The 19,975-nt window shown below is 55.4% G+C and carries 17 protein-coding genes and 1 pseudogene; 13 read left to right on the top strand and 5 right to left on the bottom strand.

Annotation, left to right across the window (positions count from 1 at the left end):
* Window positions 1–15: 15 nt before the first annotated feature.
* A complete protein-coding gene (locus ACYVHB_RS13325; RefSeq protein ID WP_461052237.1) occupies window positions 16–1,260 on the bottom strand; it encodes a cation:proton antiporter in 1,245 nt (414 codons plus the stop codon).
* Between the two features lie 87 nt (window positions 1,261–1,347).
* On the opposite strand from ACYVHB_RS13325, the gene ACYVHB_RS13330 reads away from it, so the two are divergent.
* The gene (locus ACYVHB_RS13330; RefSeq protein ID WP_461052238.1) at window positions 1,348–2,742 is read left to right on the top strand and encodes a DUF389 domain-containing protein; all 1,395 of its coding nucleotides are present in this window, start codon (window positions 1,348–1,350) and stop codon (window positions 2,740–2,742) included.
* Between the two features lie 27 nt (window positions 2,743–2,769).
* Here the strand turns inward: ACYVHB_RS13330 and ACYVHB_RS13335 are convergent, their stop codons facing one another.
* On the bottom strand, window positions 2,770–2,973 hold the full coding sequence (locus ACYVHB_RS13335; protein WP_461052239.1) for a hypothetical protein: 204 nt from the start codon (window positions 2,971–2,973) through the stop codon (window positions 2,770–2,772).
* A 98-nt stretch (window positions 2,974–3,071) separates the two neighbouring features.
* Window positions 3,072–4,439: a sensor histidine kinase gene (locus ACYVHB_RS13340; RefSeq protein ID WP_461052451.1), complete on the bottom strand. Its 1,368-nt coding sequence runs from the start codon at window positions 4,437–4,439 to the stop codon at window positions 3,072–3,074.
* Between the two features lie 249 nt (window positions 4,440–4,688).
* Between ACYVHB_RS13340 and ACYVHB_RS13345 the strand changes: the two genes are divergently transcribed.
* The 9 genes and pseudogenes from ACYVHB_RS13345 to ACYVHB_RS13385 all read left to right on the top strand — a co-directional run bounded on the left by ACYVHB_RS13345 (window position 4,689) and on the right by ACYVHB_RS13385 (window position 15,295).
* Window positions 4,689–5,297 (top strand): TetR/AcrR family transcriptional regulator, encoded by a 609-nt coding sequence (locus ACYVHB_RS13345; protein ID WP_461052240.1) that lies wholly within the window; start codon window positions 4,689–4,691, stop codon window positions 5,295–5,297.
* 48 nt (window positions 5,298–5,345) lie between these two features.
* On the top strand, window positions 5,346–6,689 hold the full coding sequence (locus tag ACYVHB_RS13350; protein WP_461052241.1) for a TolC family protein: 1,344 nt from the start codon (window positions 5,346–5,348) through the stop codon (window positions 6,687–6,689).
* Window positions 6,690–6,712: 23 nt separating this feature from the next.
* Entirely contained in the window at window positions 6,713–7,765 is a 1,053-nt protein-coding gene (locus ACYVHB_RS13355; protein ID WP_461052242.1) for an efflux RND transporter periplasmic adaptor subunit, read from the top strand.
* Window positions 7,766–7,767: 2 nt separating this feature from the next.
* Entirely contained in the window at window positions 7,768–10,902 is a 3,135-nt protein-coding gene (locus tag ACYVHB_RS13360) for an efflux RND transporter permease subunit (RefSeq protein WP_461052243.1), read from the top strand.
* A 12-nt stretch (window positions 10,903–10,914) separates the two neighbouring features.
* Window positions 10,915–12,090: pseudogene (locus tag ACYVHB_RS13365) on the top strand (DUF1624 domain-containing protein).
* 57 nt (window positions 12,091–12,147) lie between these two features.
* A complete protein-coding gene (locus ACYVHB_RS13370; protein WP_461052244.1) occupies window positions 12,148–12,732 on the top strand; it encodes a Crp/Fnr family transcriptional regulator in 585 nt (194 codons plus the stop codon).
* 108 nt (window positions 12,733–12,840) lie between these two features.
* Window positions 12,841–13,833, top strand: coding sequence for an NmrA family NAD(P)-binding protein (locus ACYVHB_RS13375; RefSeq protein ID WP_461052245.1), 993 nt, complete (start codon window positions 12,841–12,843; stop codon window positions 13,831–13,833).
* Between the two features lie 3 nt (window positions 13,834–13,836).
* Window positions 13,837–14,556 (top strand): hypothetical protein, encoded by a 720-nt coding sequence (locus ACYVHB_RS13380; protein WP_461052246.1) that lies wholly within the window; start codon window positions 13,837–13,839, stop codon window positions 14,554–14,556.
* Window positions 14,557–14,608: 52 nt separating this feature from the next.
* A complete protein-coding gene (locus tag ACYVHB_RS13385) occupies window positions 14,609–15,295 on the top strand; it encodes a nitroreductase family protein (RefSeq protein WP_461052247.1) in 687 nt (228 codons plus the stop codon).
* 41 nt (window positions 15,296–15,336) lie between these two features.
* Here ACYVHB_RS13385 and ACYVHB_RS13390 read toward each other — a convergent pair whose 3' ends face one another.
* Both ACYVHB_RS13390 and ACYVHB_RS13395 read right to left on the bottom strand, forming a co-directional pair.
* A complete protein-coding gene (locus ACYVHB_RS13390) occupies window positions 15,337–16,014 on the bottom strand; it encodes a response regulator transcription factor (protein WP_461052248.1) in 678 nt (225 codons plus the stop codon).
* A gap of 164 nt (window positions 16,015–16,178) precedes the next feature.
* Window positions 16,179–16,421, bottom strand: coding sequence for a type II toxin-antitoxin system prevent-host-death family antitoxin (locus ACYVHB_RS13395; protein WP_461052249.1), 243 nt, complete (start codon window positions 16,419–16,421; stop codon window positions 16,179–16,181).
* Between the two features lie 311 nt (window positions 16,422–16,732).
* On the opposite strand from ACYVHB_RS13395, the gene ACYVHB_RS13400 reads away from it, so the two are divergent.
* The 3 genes from ACYVHB_RS13400 (at window position 16,733) to ACYVHB_RS13410 (ending at window position 19,932) form a co-directional block, all read left to right on the top strand.
* Window positions 16,733–17,722 carry a site-specific integrase gene (locus tag ACYVHB_RS13400; protein ID WP_461052250.1) on the top strand — a complete coding sequence of 330 codons (990 nt, stop codon included), beginning with the start codon at window positions 16,733–16,735 and terminating at the stop codon, window positions 17,720–17,722.
* Window positions 17,723–17,917: 195 nt separating this feature from the next.
* Window positions 17,918–18,916 carry a phosphotransferase gene (locus ACYVHB_RS13405; protein WP_461052251.1) on the top strand — a complete coding sequence of 333 codons (999 nt, stop codon included), beginning with the start codon at window positions 17,918–17,920 and terminating at the stop codon, window positions 18,914–18,916.
* A gap of 23 nt (window positions 18,917–18,939) precedes the next feature.
* Window positions 18,940–19,932 (top strand): nucleoside hydrolase, encoded by a 993-nt coding sequence (locus tag ACYVHB_RS13410; protein WP_461052252.1) that lies wholly within the window; start codon window positions 18,940–18,942, stop codon window positions 19,930–19,932.
* Window positions 19,933–19,975 lie beyond the last annotated feature (43 nt).

The raw sequence follows: 19,975 nt of genomic DNA on the forward strand, positions 1-19,975 counted from the left end.
ATTCGTTAAGCGTCTTCACCCATCGGGATACAGCCGCCGGATGAGCCGCTCCAGCGTCAGGCCCTGCCCGATCACCGAAAACAGCACCACCGCGTAGGTGATGGTGACGATAAATTCTTTGTGAGCCACTCCATCATCAATCGACAGGGCCATCGCAATCGACAGACCACCCCGCAGACCACCCCAGGTCAGCATCAGAGGGGCTTTATCGTCGAGGTCGAGCCAACGCCGGGCCAGCGTAAAGGGAATTAAAATAGCTAAGTAACGCGCTACCAGTACCAGCAGGACAACCAACAAATAAATGGTCCAGGAGGTGATCCGAAAATCAATAACTAATAGTTCCAGCCCAATCAGGACAAACAGTACGGCATTCAGGATGCTGTCGAGCAGTTCCCAGAATTTGTCGATGTAATCTTCCGTTCGACGGCTCATGGCGTGCTCACGGGCGTGGTCGCCCACGAACAACCCCGCCACCACCATCGCCAGCGGCCCCGATATGTGGAGCTTCTGGGCCAGCAGGTAGCCGCCCATTACTCCGGCAACGGTGATAATTACTTCGGTCTGGTAATGGTTGATGGAGCGCAGCAGGCGGTACATGCCGTAGCCCAGGGCCAGCCCGAACAGCACCCCACCCCCGGCTTCTTCTAAAAAGATGAGGACAATCTCCCCCGCGCTGACGCTATCGGTTCCGCCCACAACGATCCGCAGGATGGTGGCAAACACCACGACGCCCACCCCATCGTTGAATAGCGACTCGCCCACGATATTGAGCTTGACGTTTTCGGGTAGTTTGAACTTGGCTAAGATACCCAGCACGGCAATGGGATCGGTGGGCGAAATGAGCGCCCCAAACAGGAGACAAAGCGGATAGGTTAAGGGGAAGCCCAATCCCCCGGCGAGGAAATATAGCCCGGTGCCAACCAGCGCAGTACTGAGTAGTATGCCCACGAAGGCAAACAGCATGACCGACCGGCGTTCGACCCGAAGCTGGGCCGCGTCGGTATGGAAGGCCCCGGCAAACAGCAGGAAACTCAGCATGACGTCGAACAGCACCTCCCCGAATTTAATCTGTGCCACCGTTTGCCGAACCAGCGCAAAGGTGGTGGGCAGCAGCGCGTTGAGGCCAATAAGTAGCAGCGAAAACAGCAGCGACAACACCATAACCCCAATGGCGTCGGGCAGTTTCAGGAAGCGGGTATTGAGGTAGGAAAAAAGGGCCGCTACCACAATCAGGAGAGTAATGAGGGTAAATAAATCCATTGAAGAAGGAGAAATACAGGGGATTACCTTATTTTTCGTTTGGTAAAGGTAGTCGCGTTTGTCAGCGCGTCCGTTTTACCATTGATTATGCTTGTTAACGACCCCAACCTACCCCAGACCAAACGCCCGGACGTGCTGACCCGCCTGGGCGCGTTTGTGCGGTACCGCTTCAGCTTAGATGAGGACAAAGACGACGAAGCCGGGGTGATTCTGTCCGTGAGCCGGGGTATCGAGTTCCGGGGCATCAACCTGTGGACGCTCATTTTTGCCATCTTCATTGCTTCCATCGGGCTGAACGTCAACTCGACGGCGGTCATTATCGGGGCCATGCTCATTTCGCCCCTGATGGGTCCCATTATGGGCATCGGACTGGGCGTGGGCATCAACGACCTGGCCATGATTCTGCGGGCGCTGAAGAACCTGGGCTTAGCCGTGTTTATCAGCCTGCTAACCTCCACGGTTTATTTTCTCATCAGTCCGCTCCACATTGCTCAAGCCGAGTTGCTGGCCCGCACTTCGCCCACCGTCTGGGACGCGTTTATCGCGTTTTTCGGCGGGCTGGCGGGCATCGTGGCCGGGTCGCGCCGGGACAAGGTAACCAACGTGATTCCGGGGGTCGCCATCGCGACGGCCCTGATGCCGCCCCTCTGCACGGCGGGCTACGGGCTGGCATCGGGTAACCTGTATTATTTCGCCGGGGCGTTTTACCTGTTTTTGATCAACAGCATCTGCATCAGCTTAGCCACGTTCCTGATTGTGCGGTATCTGGGTTACCACCAGAGGACGTATCCCAGCGCGGGCGTTGAACGGCGGGTGCGCCATACGATCTGGCTGGCCGTGCTGCTGGTGATTATTCCCAGCAGCTACTTAGCCTATCAGATTGTCCGCAAAACCATCTTCGAGCAGTCGGCGAAACGATTCGTTACCAACGAATGCAATTTTCAGTACCGGCAGGTCGTCAGTTACGCAGCCCGCTTCAACCGCCGTCAGAGTAAGCTGGAACTCACGCTGGTCGGCGAGTCGCTGCCCCCCGACTCCATCAACCTGCTGCGGGCCAAAATGCCACCTTATGGTCTGGGTGATGCCCAACTCGTGGTGAAGCAGGGTAGTTTTAAGGATGAAGACATTGACGTGGATGCCATTAAAAGCACCGTAACCGACGAGGTGATTAAATACAGTCAGTCGTCAATCGCCCGCAAAGACCAGACCATCGACTCGCTGCGCCGGTACATCGAAATGACCCAAACCTCGCGGCTACCGGTAGCCGACCTGCGCAACGAACTGAAAACGCTCATGCCCGACGTGCAGACCTTTACAGCCGCCCGCTCTTTGGTAATGAATGCCAACCGGGCAATGCCAGACACGGTCATGCTGGTGTACGCCAAATTCTCCCGGCGGCATACCCGGTCCGAGCGGCAGCGTATTGAACGATGGCTGCAAAGCCGTACCAAAAGTAAGCGCATCAAGCTGATTGTCGAGTAAACGAGTCGGCTTCCTTTTTCAGGTGTATCAGCGACCCAGCACGGGTACGTCAACCAGCCAGGCAATGAACAGGGTAAGCAGAAACAGAATGCTCACCAGAATTAACAGCCAGTCGGGTTTGCCGGGCGGTTTATCGTCTATTGATTTGTTCGTCGGGTTTGGGGACAAATCCGTTTGAACGGAGGCCGGCGAGAAGGACGAATAGGTTTGCAGAAAGGAAGGAGAAATCATTGAATCGCTCATTTAGGTATGCGTACAACCCAAAAGTCTCCTTCTTTCCTTAGGGTTTGCTGACAAACTCCTTAGAATTTGCTTAGAAGCCGCTCGCGTCACCGGGGCAACCCAATCCGAAACGTAGTCGGTACGTCGATTCCTGATTGTACCTGTATTTCCCCCCCGTGCAGCCGGATAATCTGATCGACCAAGGCCAGCCCCACTCCGTAGCCCCGCACCTGATCGGCCGTCTGGCGGCTGCGGTAGAACGGCTCGAACAGAAAGGGCAAATCCGCTTTGGGTATCGGCTGGCCCGTGTTTTCGATGTCAACCTGTACCCGGTCCGGTTCAAACCGGACGCGAACCTGTGCTTGGCCGTCGTCGGAAAACTTACAGGCGTTTTCGGTCAGGTTTTTCAGGGCCGTACACAGCAGGGTTTTATTGCCCGGCAGGGTAAGCCCGTCGGGGTCGTCGGGCAGGTTGATTAGGTCGACCGTTACCCGGTAACGCGGGTTGATTGCCGCCACCTCATCCCGGATATCCCATGCCAGTTCATCCAGCCGCACGGTTTCCGTGAGCATACTTGTCCCGCCCTCCTGGTTCACCTGCGAGAGTTGTAGCAACTCGTGCGTCAGGGTCGAAAGCTGCGTCACGTCGTCGAGCACGGAGCGAATGGTCTGACGGTACGTTTCAGGAGTACGCTGGTTCAGCAGACTCACTTCCAGTTGAGAGCTGATTTGGGTCAGCGGGTTTTTCAGCTCATGGGAAACGTTGGCCACAAACATCCGCTGCAATCGAAACGACTCCGCCACCCGGTCGAGCAGCCGGTTGATGGTGGCCGACAGGCGGCTGATTTCGTCCGGTTCGTCACCCACCCGCAACCGCTCCTCCCGGTTTTTGGGAAAGATTTGGCCGAGTGTCCGGTCAATTTGCTGCACGGGCCGGAGGGCATCGCCCGCAAACAACCGGCCCGCCAGCGCCGTAATGCCGATAACCAGGCCAAACAGGCCTCCGAGTGCCCACAATAGCTGCCGGAGAAACACATCCCCATAGACATTTTCGGCGCTGGCAATGACGACAAACTGACCGGTGGCCGTCATGTAGCGGCTCCCCGACAGGTAATACCCGTCCTGCCTGAAATCCTGCTGTTTGCGCTGGCGGATGTCGGCCCGCACCGCCGGGGAGATTGCCAGCGACAGGGAATCGCTGGTCGCGAAAATCAGCGAGTCCCGCCCGTCGAAGATTATGATGTTCTGGTTGGGTAACTGGTCGCGCCGGATGTGGCTCAGTTGACGGATCAGGTCGGCGTTCAGGCGGTGGCGGATGAGCATATCGCCCGTTGTGGCGGCTTTACGGTCGAGCCGCCGGTAAAAATCCGACGCGATAAAATACCAGCAGAAGGCGTAGATGCTCACCAAGGCCAGCAGCAGAATGCTAGATACGAGGGCAGTAAAGCGAAGGGTTAGCCGGTCACGGATGGTCATTCCGAAAGATACCCGAAAAATATGGGTCATGCTTAATCGGCAATCAGGTTGCTGATTTCGTGGTTCAGGTTTTTTTAGACCGATCCGCTACCAAACTATCATCTGACGGGTAAATGCAGGCTATCCATCGACAGCCTTTGTCGAGAATTCGATTAGTCAAATTTCTATGAGGGCGGGCAGCAAAAATTTTCTGCATTATTGAACTATGTTCAGTAAAAATTCCTTCCTCGACTATACATCAGTGAAGCAATGGGTAGTACCGAACGAAAAACGCGGGAAAAAGAAGAACTCCGTCAGCTATTGCTGAAAGCGGCCATGAATCTCTTCGTCGAGAAAGGTATTGACAACGTTACAATCCGCAGTATTGCCGAAGCTACCGAGTACAGTGTGGGCACGATTTACGTCTATTTTAAGGACAAAAACGCCATTCTTCATGCCTTGCACGCGCAAGGTTTTGGCGAGCTTCGGGGCCGTTTTCAGGTGTTGCAGGTCGTGGCGGACCCAATGGAACGGCTAAAGGCAATTGGCCATATCTATATTCAGTTTGCCCGCGAAGAGCCTGCTATGTACGACCTTATCTTCAATAGCCAGGCCCCGCTGGAGTTTGTGCGGGAGTGGGCCGATGACGAATGGAACGAAGGGAATGCCACGTTTGGCTTTCTGCGGGCCGTGGTTCAGGACTGCGTGACGGCCGGTCACTTTAACTATGCCCCCGTTGAAGCCCTCTCGTTCATGATCTGGGGAACCGTTCATGGGATGTGTAGTCTGGTTATCTCGCAACGCTGCAAAGTCGTCAGTCTGGAAAATCCGGTGGAGCAGGGGTACGCTGTTTTTTTACAAATGATTGATCCCCGGTAATTTTTTTATTCCTATTTTGAACTATGTTCATTTTTAAAACTATATTCAATGAAATTCCCATTTATGTACCTCGCCCTGCTGTTGCCCTGGCTCACGGCCCGCGCTCAGCCCGGCACCCACCTAAATACCTATATCCAGCAGGCCTTTGCCACCAACGATGGCCTGAAGCAGCAACAGTTTTTGCTGCAACGCAACCTGTATGCGTTGCAGGAGGCCAAAACTCTCTACCTGCCCAACGTTAACCTGGCGGGGGCCTACACTCTGGCCGGTGGGGGTCGAACGGTAGATTTTCCCGTTGGCGACCTGCTGAACCCGGTCTATCGAACGCTCAATCAGATGACGGGAGCCGATCAGTTTCCGCAGCTTGACAACCAGCGGATTCTGTTGAACCCCAACAAATTTTATGACCTGCACCTGCGGACAACGTACCCGATTCTGAACGCCGAAATTGGTTATAACCAGCGCATTAAACGGCAGCAGTATGACGGGCAGCAGATTGAGATTGACCGCTACAAACGCGAACTGGCCAAAGACATTAAGGTCGGTTACTACACTTGGCTTCAGGCCACCGAAGTCATTCAGATTTACGAAAACGCCCGGCAGTTGGTGCTTGAAAACCAGCGCATTAACCAGGCTTTGTTCGACAATCAGAAGGTAAACCGAACGAGCGTGGTACGAAGCACGAACGAGGTCACCCGGGTTGCCACCCAACTGGAGGTTGCCCGGCAAACGCAGCGAACCGCCCAGGCTTACGTCAATTTTCTGCTCAACCGCCCGGCCGAAACCACTGTCGAACGCGATTCGGTGCGGGCCGTTCCCGATGGCCTGGCACTGGCCGATTCGTCGGTGGCGGGCCGGGAGGAGTTAGCGAAACTGCGGCAGGCGCAGGGCATCAACAGTAGCTTAGTGGGGCTGGCCCAGACCTACAAACGCCCAAAAATCAATGCCTTTTTAGACCTGGGGGCGCAGGGCTTTAACACCGTCAACCGCCGTAGTCCGTATTATTTTGGCGGGATATCGCTCGACTGGATGGTGTTTTCGGCGGGGCGCAACGCCCGGCGGGTGCAGCAGGTCGAAGCCGACGGGCTGGCCCTGAACGCCAATACCAACTACGTGACCCAGCAACTGCGGTTGCAACTCGTCTCGGCCCAGAATGCCCTGCGCTCCTCACTGGCGCAGCACCGCGCGGCTCTGTCGCAGGTGGCGGCATCAGAGAAGTACTACGGCGACATCCAGCGGCTCTACCGGGAAGGGCAGGTCCTCTACATCGAATTACTGGACGCTCAAAATCAACTCATTACGGATCGCCTGCAGGTCAGCATCACCCGGTTCGATGCCTGGACCAAACAAGCCGGTGTCGAATACGCCAATGCCTCGTCTCCGCTCAATTAAGCCCACAAACACCCGCAACCAGCATGAAAACTTCGTTTATTTTTCTTGGCCTGACGGTGGCGGCCCTGGCTGGCTGCAACCCCGGTGCCGAACGCAAGAAAACGCCCTTAGACCAGGCGACCGGAACCGTAGCCGTTCACGTGTTGCCCGTTGGCTCAGCCACCATTCAGCCCGATGTGAAAGCGACCGGCTTGCTATCGACCGAAAATGAAGCCCGCTATGGCTTCAAAATCAGCGGGGTCATCGACCGAATCTGGGTGCAGGAAGGGCAATCCTTTCGGAAGGGGCAGCGACTGGCCGCGCTCAAAATCACCGAAATCAACGAGCAACTGGGGCAGGCCGAACTGGGGCAGGAAAAAGCCCGGCGCGACTACCAACGGGTGCAGAACCTTTACCGCGACAGCGTGGCGACGCTCGAACAGGTGCAGAACGCCAAAACCACCTTCGACCTGACTCAGAAAGCGACCCGCGTGGTGGCCTTCAACCAGCAATATGCCTACGTCTACGCCACTGCCGACGGAATCGTAACCAAAAAATTAGCCAGTGAAGGCGAGGTAATCGCGTCTGGTACGCCCGTGCTGGCCATCAACGAAACCAGCAACAGCCGCGACTGGACGCTCGAACTGGGCCTCAACGACCGGGACTGGGCCGCCGTCAGCCTTGGGAATCGGGCGGTTGTTACGCTCGATGCCTTTCCGGGGCGCACCTTCAAGGGCACTGTATTCCGCAAACCGACAGCCGCCGACCCGGCCAGTGGCACGTTTCAGGTGGAAGTTAAACTGAACCTGACCGGCACAAAGCCCTCCGTCGGGATGTTTGGCCGGGCCACGCTGCAAACGGGTCGAAGCAGCCGGCAGACAGTCATTCCCTACGAAGCGGTGGTGGAAGCCAACGGCAACGATGCGTTTGTGTTTGTACCCCAGGGCAAAAACCGGGTTCGGCGCGTACCGATTGTAATTGACCGGTTCGACGACCACCACGTGGTCGTCAAGCGCGGGCTGGAGCAGGTGTCGGCGGTAGTGGTGTCGAACAGTGCATTTCTGAACGAATCGTCCACCATCCAAATCGTCCGATAGCCATGAATCTGACCCAATTTTCGGTTAAAAATTACCAGTTCACCTTGGTTATGTTCCTGATGATTCTGGTGGTCGGGGGGGTGACGATTCTGACCATGCCCCGTGCTGAAGATCCCCAGATCAATCCGCCCCAGTTCCCGATTGTGGTCGTGTATCCCGGCACCACCCCCGCCGACATGGAGCAGTTGGTGGTGAAACCGATTGAAAACAAACTTTATGAACTCGAGAACATCAAAAAAATCACGACCTCTATTCAGGACGGGCTGGCCGTGATTCAGCCGGAGTTCACCTACAGCGTCAACGTTGATAACAAATACCAGGAGGTGGTGCGGGAAGTAAATAGCCTGCGAAACTCCCTGCCGCCCGACATTTATACCATTGAGGTGCGAAAAATTGACCCGTCCGACGTGCGGATTCTGCAACTGGCCCTCGTGTCGGAGACAGCGTCAATGGCTACGCTCAAACGCCACGCCGACGCGTTGCGGGAAGACCTTGAAAAAATCACCGATCTCAAGAAAGTAGAGGTGTCGGGCGTGCCGGAGCAGGTGGCGCGGGTGGATGTGCAGGTGGCCAAACTGGCGCAGTTACGCATTCCGCTCACGACGGTGATCGGGAGCCTGCAAAGTGAAGACGCCAACATCCCCGGCGGCAGTTTAGACGCGGGCGGCAAGAGCTTTACGGTCAAAAGCAGCGGGCGGTTCCGCAACGTGGCCGACATTGCCAACACGGTTATTTTTAACGGCAACGGCCACATTACCTACCTACGAGACGTGGCTACGGTGACGCTCAAGAACGACATCCGGAAACACATCACCCGCATCAACCGCCACCGGGCCGTGCTGGTGACGGCGGCCCAGAAGGTGGGCGTAAACATTGCCAATACCCAGGGCCAGTACGCGCCGGTGGTGGCCGCTTTTGAAAAAAAGCTCCCGCCCACCATCAAACTGGTAGCCAACTTCGACCAGGCCGACAACGTAGCCGGGCGGCTGGGCGGACTGGCCCTTGATTTTGGCCTGGCACTGTTGCTGGTGCTGGTCACGCTGCTGCCGCTGGGCTGGCGGGCCGCGCTGGTCGTGATGATTGCCATTCCGCTGTCGCTGGGGCTGGGCGTGGTGGGGCTGAACCTGTTCGGCATTTCGCTCAACCAGTTGAGCATTGTGGGGCTGGTGGTGGCCCTGGGGCTGCTGGTGGACGATAGTATTGTGGTGGTTGAAAATACGGAGCGGTGGCTGCGCGATGGCTATCCGAAACGGGAAGCGATTGTGGGGGCCACGAGCCAGATTACGGTGGCCGTGATCGGCACGACCGCTACGCTGATTATCGCGTTTTTACCCTTGATTTTCCTGCCCGACGGACCCGGCGAATTTGTGCGCGGCCTGCCCTTGGCCGTTGTAGCGAGCGTGGCGGGGTCGTTGCTGGTGTCGCTGACAGTGGTGCCCTTTTTGAGCAGCCTTTTACTGAAAAATCATGCGTCGGCGGAGGGGAACCTGCTGCTGCGGCTCCTCAAACGGGGTATTCATGCCACCTATGCTCCCCTGATGGGAACGGCACTGAAGCGCCCCGTGGCGACGCTGGTGATAGCCTTTGGGTTGTTTGCCAGCTCGTTGCTGCTGTTCGGGCAGTTGGGCTTTAAGCTGTTTCCCGTCTCCGAAAAACCCATTTTCTTAGTCAACGTTCGGATGCCCGCCCAAACCAGCCTGACCCAAAGCGACCGCATTGCCCGGCAGGTAGAAGATACCTTAGCCACCGACAGCCGCATTGAGTTCTTTACGACGAACGTGGGGAAGGGCAATCCCCAGATTTATTACAACGTACCCCAGCAGGAAGACAAAGTAGATTTTGCCCAGGTGTTTGTCCAACTGCCCGCGCATACCGAACCCATTGCTAAACAGAAGGTTGTCAACGATCTGCGGAATCGGTTCAGCCGCTTTCCGCTGGCCAGCGTGGAGGTGAAAGACTTTGAGCAGGGGCCGCCCATCGAAGCCCCCCTCTCGATTCGGGTACTGGGCCCCAACCTCGACACGCTGCGGAAACTTTCGTTTGCCGTTGAGCGCATCCTACAGCGCCATCCGGGGGTTATTTACAGTAACAACGAACTGAATGTACTCAAGACTGACATTCGGGTGGCCATTGACCGCGAAAAGGCCCGCACCCTCGGCATCCTGACGGCCGACATCGACCGGACGGTGCGGCTGGCAGTGGCGGGGCTAAAAGTCGGGTCGTTTTCGGACGAGAACGGCGGGGGAAATGACGATGATTACGAGGTGGTCCTGAACGTGCCCCGCGGGGAGTTTGCCACGCTGCGCGTATTCGACAACCTGTTCGTGAACAACGCCACCGGTACGCCCGTCCCGTTGAATCAGGTGGCTGCGATTCGGTTCGAGACTTCGCCCACCAGCATCAACCACAGCAACAAAAGCCGGTTTGCCAAAGTGAACGCCTACACCCGGACGGGGGTGCTGGCCAACAGTGTGCTGAAGGATGTTGTACCCAAACTCGACGCGCTTAACCTGCCCGCCGGGTACCGCTATAAACTATCGGGCGAAGCCGAGAGCGAAGGCGATGCGTTTGGGGGCGGGTTTATCACCGTGATTCTGCTGACGGTCTTTCTGTTCCTGGCGGTGTTGATCCTGCAATTCAAAACCTTCAAAGGCACGTTGATTGTGCTGTCGGTAGTGCCGCTGGGCGTAGTCGGCGGAGCTACGCTGCTCTACCTGACGGGCAACCCCCTGTCGTTTGTGGCCATCATCGGGTTCATCGCCTTAGCGGGGATCGAAGTCAAAAACTCCATTCTGCTGGTCGATTTTACCAACCAGTTGCGGCAGCAGGGGCTGGGGTTGGTCGAAGCCATTGAGCAGGCGGGCGAGTTGCGGTTTCTGCCCGTCGTGCTGACCTCGCTCACGGCCATTGGGGGGCTAATCCCGCTGGCCTTCAACGCGAACCCGTTGATTTCGCCCCTGGCCCTGGTCCTCATCGGCGGGCTGATTAGTTCGACTATTCTGTCCAGGATTGTGACACCGGTGATGTACAAGCTCCTGCCGCCCGCCATCAAGGGGGTGAACCCGCCTGCCCCAACGGACCCTGCCAACGGAATGCGCCATCCGAACGGGGCAACTCATAAGCCAATCCCCCTATAACAACCGACCGCTATGACTGCACAACCTCTACCGGCTCCGCCGACTCCGAAGTCCGACCGATTACCCGCCATCGACCTGCTTCGGGGTCTGATTGTAGTGCTGATGACGATTGACCACGCCCGCGACTTCTGGAGTGCCACGCCCTACCGGCCCGAAGACGTGACGCAGGCTTCGGCCGCGCTGTTCATTACCCGCTGGGTCACGCACCTCTGCGCCCCCACGTTTGTGCTGCTGGCGGGACTGAGTGCGTATCTGCTGGGCAAAAAAACCGGTGACAAACCAGGCCTGAGCCGGTTTCTGATCACGCGCGGTCTGTAGCTGATGCTGCTCGATGTTAACCTGCTGACGCTTTGCTGGCAGTTCGGCTACAATTTTGTGTTTCTGTAGGTGATCTGGGTCATTGGCTGTTCGATGGTCATCTTGGCGGGCCTGATCTGGCTGCCCCGCCCGGCCATTGCCGCGTTTGCTCTTGTGCTGATTGCGGGACATAATCTGCTGGATGTGATTCAGCCTGAATCGGCCAATGCGTGGTGGACGCTGTTGCACAAACAGGGCGTTTTCAGGCTAAACGGAAAACTGCCCGTTTTTGTGGCCTACCCGCTCATTCCCTGGCTGGGGATTATGGCGAGTGGCTACTGGCTCGGCACGGTATTCACCCAGTCCGCGTCCCTCCGAAATCGCTGGCTGCTGCGGGCCGGGGGGCTGTTGCTGCTGGCGTTTGTGGGGTTGCGGTTTCTGAACCTGTACGGCGACCCGCGCTCGTGGACGGTTCAGCCGCGGGGGGTGATTTATACGCTGTTTTCGGTCGTAAACGTGACCAAATACCCGCCCTCACTACTCTACACCTGCCTGATGCTGGGGCTGGCTCTGCTGCTGCTGGCTCGCATCGACCGGGTGCAGGGCGGGTTGCGGCAGGTGCTGCTGGTCTATGGGCGGGTGCCCTTTTTCTTTTACATTGGCCATATTCTGCTGCTGCACACCGGGGCCGCTTTGTGGAAGTATGGTCAGTACGGACGGGTGCTGAACCTGATGTTCGACAAACCCGATACCTGGCCCGCTGCCTACTCGCCGAATCTGGGCCGGTTGTACGCGGTCTGGCTTGCTATGCTGGTGGTCATGTATTACGTCTGCCGCTGGTACGGCGGTATCAAACGGCGGTACGCCTATCCGTGGCTGAGTTATTTGTAACTTGTATCCCAAACCGGCTGTGAACCGCGAAAAAACTGGTCATCATTACCGGGCACTATGGACAAAGAACCCCTCATTCAGTTTATTCAACAGCACGTACCGGCCACGCGGCAGACGGTAGAGACGATTGCCGGACATTTTGACGAGCGGGTGTTAGCCAAAAATGAGTATCTGCTCAAAGCAGGCCGGATCAGTAACGAGTATTTTTTTCTGGCCGATGGGTTCGTGCGGGCATTCACGCTTGATGCCGACGGGCAGGAAGTAACGACTAATTTTTTTGGCAAAAACCGGGCGGTGTTCGAGGTGTCGTCCCTGTTCATGCGTACCGTCTCGACCGAAACCATGCAGGCTCTGACCGACAGTATCGTCTTCGTCATCGAGTTTGGGACGTTGAACACGCTGTTCCATTCGCTGCCCGAATTTCGGGAATTTGGCCGGGCCATGCTGGTGAAAGAATTTGCGGCTTTTAAGCAGCGGACCCTGTCGCTGATTAACAAACGTGCTGAAGAACGGTACGCTGATTTAATTGAGACCAACGGCGACCTGTTCCAGCACGCCCCCCTCAAATACATCGCTTCCTACCTCGGCATCACCGATACGTCCCTAAGCCGAATCCGGCGTGAATTTGCCCGAAAAGGGTGATTGACTGTTTTCTTGCCAATTGACAAGTGCGTTCTTGTCTTATGACAGGTGTGGCCGTGCCCGCCGTGTCTTCCTTTGTGTCATTAATTGTTGACGCAAAGGAAGACCATGAACGAGAAAATTCTCATTACCTCCGCCACCGGAAAAACGGGCTATGCCACCGCGGTACAACTGCTCAACGAAGGCTATCCGGTACGCATCTTTGTCCGCTCCCGAAACGCCAAAGCCATCGAACTCGAAAAACGCGGTGCCGAAATCGCCCTGGGTACGTTCGACAACTACGGGCAGTTGCAAAACGCGCTGACGGGCATCAGCCGGGTGTATTACTGCTACCCCATTATGCCCAGGATGCCCGAAAACGTGGCCCAGTTCATCAAAGCGGCCAGAGAAGCAGCCATCGACGCGGTGGTGTTTATGGGGCAGCGCATTGCCGAATTTGCCGATACGGGCAGCGTCATGACCAACGATACCCGAACCGCCTACCGGCTGTTTGCCGAATCGGGTCTGAACGTAGTGTATTTTGTACCGGGCTATTTCGCCGACAATGTCTTTGTCCTCACGGAGTTTGTGTTGCAACTGGGCCTGTTGGCTTCGCCGTTTGGCGTGGGGAAAAACCCCTGGATTTCCAACGGCGACATGAGCCGGTCGATTGCCGCGCTGCTGAAAAATCCGGCTCCGTACTACGGCCAAAAACTGTTCCCGACGGGGCCAACGTCAATCGACACCCACGAGATGGCGGCTATTTTCTCGACCGTCAGCGGACGCAACATCCGGGTGGTCAACTCGCCGGACTGGTTGTTTCTGAAGTTCGGGCTGATGCTCGGCAGGGAATTTGGCTTCGACCCGTTTGCCATTGTGCAGGCCAATTTCTACAACCGGCAGATGCGCCTGAACCGCTTCGACATCGCCCCAACCGACGTAGTAAAACAACTAACGGGCCGCGAACCGGACGATTTTGAAACCATCACGCGGGACTATTTCGCCAGGTCACCTTACTGGGCACGCAACTTCGGAAACTGGCTGTCAGCCATGAAAAAGTTTATGATGATGCCCCTGACGCCCGTGCCGGGTACCCGCGAACGCGAACGACTAAACCAATAAGCCATGCTCCCCAACCTACCCGCTTACGTACCCATCACGTTTGCCCTAACGGTTTTGGCCACGCTCCTGCTTTTCTACCGAGCTGTCAATCAGGCCAATAGCCAAGCCGCACGACAAAAAGCGACCCCGATTCTGATTGGGCTACTCATCTGGCTACTGCTTCAGGCCGTGCTGACGTTCAATGGTCTCTACAAATCCGCCCCCGCTGCCGGGCCACCGCGCATTGTGCTGTTCGGCATTTTGCCCGTTATGCTTACGGTTGTTTCGGTATTCGCTACGTCAGCCGGTCGTCGGTTTGCGGATAGTTTACCGCTCGTGAATCTGACGTACCTGAACACCGTCCGGGTAGTGGTCGAACTGGTGCTGTACTGGCTTTTTCTGGACAAAGCCGTACCGGAAATAATGACCTTCGAAGGCCGGAACTACGATATTTTCTCTGGCATCACAGCCCCGTTTTTGGCTTGGTTCGGCCTGACAAAAGGAAAAATGAGCCGACAATTGATTTTAGTCTGGAACATCGTTTGTCTGGGTTTACTACTGACAATCATCGCCATCGCGTTTTTATCGGCCCCCACACCCTTGCAACGTTTCGCCTTCGAGCAGCCCAACCGCGCCATCGGCAACTTCCCCTTTAGCTGGCTGCCCACGTTTGTGGTACCCATCGTTTTATTCGGGCATCTGGTGTCCATTCGGCGGCTGTTGAAACGGTCGGTAACGGCATAGCCGTCTGTTCGGGCAACGGTACGATTTTAGGATAAGACCGTAACTTTACCCGATGAATCCATCAATCGAATCCGTTGAAGAACCCGCTTTTGTGCGCTATTCACCTGCGTCTTACCCCACGGACGAGATGCTGACCCGCAGCCGCGCTTTTTATGCCTGGCTCGACACCCGCCGAACCGTGCGCGAATTTTCGGGCCGGGACGTACCCATTGAAGTTATCGAACAGATTGTGCGGGCGGCTGGTACGGCACCGTCGGGGGCGCACAAACAGCCCTGGACGTTTTGCGTCGTGGCCGACCCCGTAATCAAACGCCAAATCCGCGAAGGGGCCGAAGCCGAAGAGCGTGAAAACTACGCGGGCCGTATGAACGACGAGTGGCTCAACGACCTCAAACCGTTTGGCACCGACTGGCAAAAACCGTTTCTGGAAACGGCTCCCTACCTGATTGTGGTCTTCCGCAAACCCTTCGACCTGCTGCCCGACGGTACGAAGCGCACCAACTATTACGTCAACGAATCGGTCGGGATTGCCTGTGGGTTGCTGCTTGCAGCCATTCACCACGCGGGCTTAGCAGCCCTCACCCACACCCCCAGCCCGATGAACTTTCTGGCTACGCTGCTGAACCGCCCCGCCAACGAACGCCCGTTTCTGCTGATTCCCGTTGGCTATCCAGCACCCGAGGCCCAAATACCTGCCCTGACCCGAAAGTCCCTGAACGATATAGCTGCCTGGTACTAAGGAATTTGACTGTACTCATGCTAATGCGAACAGCCCACACACTACTCCTCTTTAAAGATGTAGCCCATGCCGAACTGCGTATGAATTAGCTTTTGGGGGAAATCCCGGTCGATTTTCTTGCGCAGGTAATTGATGTACACCTCCACGACGTTGGTGCCCGTATCGAAGTTGATATCCCAAACGTGTTCGGCAATGGTTGGTTTGGAGAGCACCCGCCCCTGATTGCGCATCAGAAATTCGAGCAGGGCAAACTCGCGGGCCGTCAGGTCAATGGGTTGCCCGTCGCGGGTAACGGATTTGGCATCTAAGTTCATCTCGACCCCGCCATAGCGGAGCATTTGAGCCGTCATGGCCACCTGGGTACCACGTTTGGTGAGTGCCCGTACCCGCGCCAGCAGTTCCGAAAACTGAAATGGCTTGGTCAGGTACTGATCGGCCCCCGCGTCGAATCCCATCACTTTATCCTCGGTTTCACCCAGCGCGGTCAGCATCAAAATGGGCGTGGTTAGCCCTTCAGCCCGGAGCTGACGGCAGAGTTCATAGCCATTCAGTCCCGGCAGTACCAGGTCGGTGATGATGGCCGCGTAATTATTTTTCAGGGCCAACCGTTTGGCAATCAACCCATCATAGGCCACCTCGACTTCAAACTGGCTCTCTTCCAGTCCCTGCCGGATGGCCTGGAGCGTTTTGGGTTCGTCTTCAACGACCAATAGTTTCATAGGAAGGCAAAGGTAAAAATCATCTGGTGAGCCGGCTTACTGTTTATTGTCATCAACAGACGGGTGATTTCTGCCTTACATCAATCAGCACAAAAAAGCCGTGCTAACAGTGTCCGAGTGCGGCTTTCTGGAGATGTGATTTTTCAGTACAGTAGTATCAATCATCAGGTTGTTTCCTCATTCGTTTGAATAGCTTCACCGTTCGATAAGCCGGTTGGTGGCCGATCCGCTAAAGTCTGCGAGTAAAAAGCTTCCAACTCACTCAGACGGTTAAGCGTGGCCATGGGTACCAAGGCCGCCACTTTTTTCTCCCCTTTGGTTAGTACAAAGGCCTTACCCGCATAGTACGTCTGGTTGATGTACTCACCTACCTGACGCCGAAATTCGTTCATGGCTACATTCTCCATCCTATAACATCACGTTTTCGCAAACTTGCGCAGAACGTGTTACTTATCAAAGTTTATTTTCCATGACTGTACATATTGATTATGCTTGTCTTAAAATCAATTTGTACAAATCGTATACAAAATACACATGAGACTGATTAAAGATTTTGAATTAACGGCGCAAAGAGTCGAAATATATATTTTAACCAGCTGTTTTTTACTATTGATAAGTAAAAATTATCGGTAGCAGATCACCGGTCAAACTTTCAATCGTAATACGGTTTGTTTGCTTTGTGACAAACCGGTATGTTTGTAAAGAATTGTCAAAACGAATGGAAAGTCAAGCTGTGCTTTTGTTGCCAGCCTCTCAAACCGATCTGTTTTCCGCAGTTGTGCTTCCCCCAATGGGCAATGCCAAGCAGAAGTACCTACTGAAAGGACTCCAAGGAGCGGCCAACACCGAGCGGGCTTACCGGGCCGATCTGGATCATTACGTGGGATACTGTCAGAGGCAAGACCTGTCCCCGCTGCCAGCAACGGCGGCTACATTGGGTCAGTACGTGTCGGCCTTAGCTCCTCATAAAAAGTGGGCCACTATCGCCCGCCGACTGTCAGCCGTGCGCAAGTGGCATGAGTTGCATAATGAAACGATGCCCATTGATGACCGCTGGCTGCGAGCAACGCTGAAGGGCATCCAGCGCGAACACGGTACCCACGCCGAGCAGGCACCGGCGTTCGGAGCCGCTCAGCTCAAGCTGATCCTGCGTGGCCTAGTGACAGAGGTGAAGGGCGTGCCCCGCTTCGGCCCGTTGCGCGATAAGGTAGCCCTACTTCTGGGTTTCATGGGTGCGTTTCGCCGGTCGGAACTGGTGGCCCTGAACGTGGAGCAGCTTCACTTTAGCGAAGACGGCGTGGTCATCACCTACTACGGCAGCAAAACAAACCAGACCGGTCAGCGGGAAGAAAAAGCCCTCTTCTACAGTCACGATGCTCAGATCTGTCCGATACGTACCTTGCAGAAGTGGGTGGCTCTACTGGAGCGCACGAAGGGGCCGCTGCTGGTGCGGGTACGCAAGGGAAACGAGCTAACGGAGGAGCGGCTGACCGACCAGTCGATTGGTGCCATTGTCAAGCAGCATGTGGGAAAGCGGTATTCGGCGCACTCCCTACGCGCTTCGTTCGTCACGACGGCCAAGCTCAACGGAGCCGACGACTCAGAGGTAATGCAGCAAACCAAGCATAAAACCAGCGCCATGATTCGGCGCTATACCCGGTTGGATTCCATCAAGCAACACAATGCGGCTAAAAAGTTGGGCTGGTAGTTCAATGTTATTAATTAAACCATAAAATGAGGTTAATTTACCTGCAACTTATTGGTTAACAATAGATTGAGTAGTTTTGGTGGAACATCTCGTACGAATGTTGGCTACCCCCCTGTTTAGTGTGTACGGATGTCATCAACCGCGACGCACACATTAAACACGTGAACACTTACTTACACTAACTTAGTCAATTCTATGCACGTAGACGCTCAACAACCGCTTGTCCTTCAGGATTACCTTCGCCGACGCGGCTGGCTCGATACCGACGAAGCAATTTCATCCGTTGAGAAGCCCGGTGAAGGCAACATGAACTACACGCTTCGGGTAATCACCCCGAACCGAACGCTGATTGCGAAGCAGTCGCGCGGGTACGTGGAGAAATACCCAACAATTGGCGCCCCAGCCGACCGCGCCGTTATTGAAGGGCGTTTTTATCAGACAATTCAGGCCATTCCGTCGCTGGCTGGGCAGATGCCGCAGCTACTGGGTATCGACGCCGAAAATAACGTATTGGTGCTGGAGGACTTGGGCGCAGCCAGCGATTTTACGTTCCTCTACCAGCCCGGTCAACAGTTGAGCGAAGCTGATGCATTGGCCTTAACAACTTATTTGTCAGACCTACACGATCAGTTTGCGACCCGGACGCCCGACTCAGCGTTTGCGAACCGCGCCATGCGGGTCTTGAACCACGAACACATCATCAACTATCCGTTTTTGGAAGACAACGGCTTCGATCTGGATACCATTCAGCCGGGTTTACAGGAGATGGCAATGATTTACAAGCGCAATATTGACTTGAAGAAGACAATTCAAACGTTGGGTGAGGTGTATTTAGCTGATGACCGTACCGACAAACCGATTACACTTCTCCACGGCGACTATTACCCTGGAAGCTGGCTACAAACCGCATCGGGCACCAAGATTATCGACCCGGAATTTTGCTTCTACGGCCCGGCCGAGTTCGACCTCGGGGTTATGATTGCGCATCTGATGATGGCCGAACAGCCACCAACCGTACTGAATACGGTGTTGACAAGTTATCAGCCAATTGAAGGCTTCGATGAGGTGTTACGCCAGCGATTTACGGGCGTCGAGATCATGCGCCGACTGATTGGTCTGGCGCAGTTACCGCTGAATTTGTCGCTCGACAAAAAACGGGCGCTGCTCAACGAAGCGTACGCACTACTTACTTAAACGTGGAGCGCTCCGGGTTTAACATGAAATCAATTGGTTATCTACTTTGCCTGCTGCTGATGACCTACTCCGGCACGGCCCAGACACCCACCAAACCCCGCCGAATCTGGCTCGACACTGACCAGATGATCGGAATGAAAGACAAAACACCCCGCGAGGTGGACGACGCCATTGCGCTCATCATGGCCCTGCAACACCCCGATAAAATCGAACTGGTAGGTATCAGCACGATTACGTACGCCAACTACGGCTATGAGGTAGTCCAGAAGTTACTAACCTGGTACAACCGGACGGGAAAGGTGATTCCGGTTTATCGCGGCTCGGATATGGCTAAAGACGTCGGCACCGAAAACGACGCAACGCGGGCAATGGCCAATGCACTACGCACCGAGAAAATGCCGATTCTGGCCATTGGGCCAGTCACCAACGTCGCCACCGTTGTCAAAAACTATCCCGAACTGATTTCACAAATTGAAGAAGTTGTCGTGTGCGCAGGCCGGTCGCCGGGATTGCCCTTCAGGCCGGGTTTGGAAAAATTGACGGTACGGGACTACAATTTCGAGACGGACCCCGAATCATTCCGGATTCTGTTCGATGCGGGCGTCAAGATGGTGCTGTCGGGTTATGAATGCAGCATCTACACATTCCTGGGCAAAACGGACATCGACTTTTTAAACAACAAAAACGAGTCGGACAAATGGGTGTATGACCAGCTTCGGCCGTGGCAGCAGTTTAACCAAAAACTTTTTGGCGTCGACGGGTTCGTTCCCTGGGACACGACGCCCCTCGGCTACTTCACCCACCCCAACTACTTTAAGTATCATCGGGACATTCCCGTGACGATTAACGTCCGCCAAAACGATGCGGGCACCACCGATAATAAACCGTATCTGGAAGCTTCCTACGACTACAAAGACACAAAATGGCGGGCCACGTACGCCTACAAAACCCTACCCGGCTTCGAGGAAATTGTGATTGAAGACCTGAAGCGGGCCTCTTCACAGAATGTAAAATGAGGCATGTAAAATGGATAGTGAGGGTGGCGTACCACTATTCATT

The sequence above is a fragment of the Spirosoma arcticum genome (assembly GCF_054779955.1).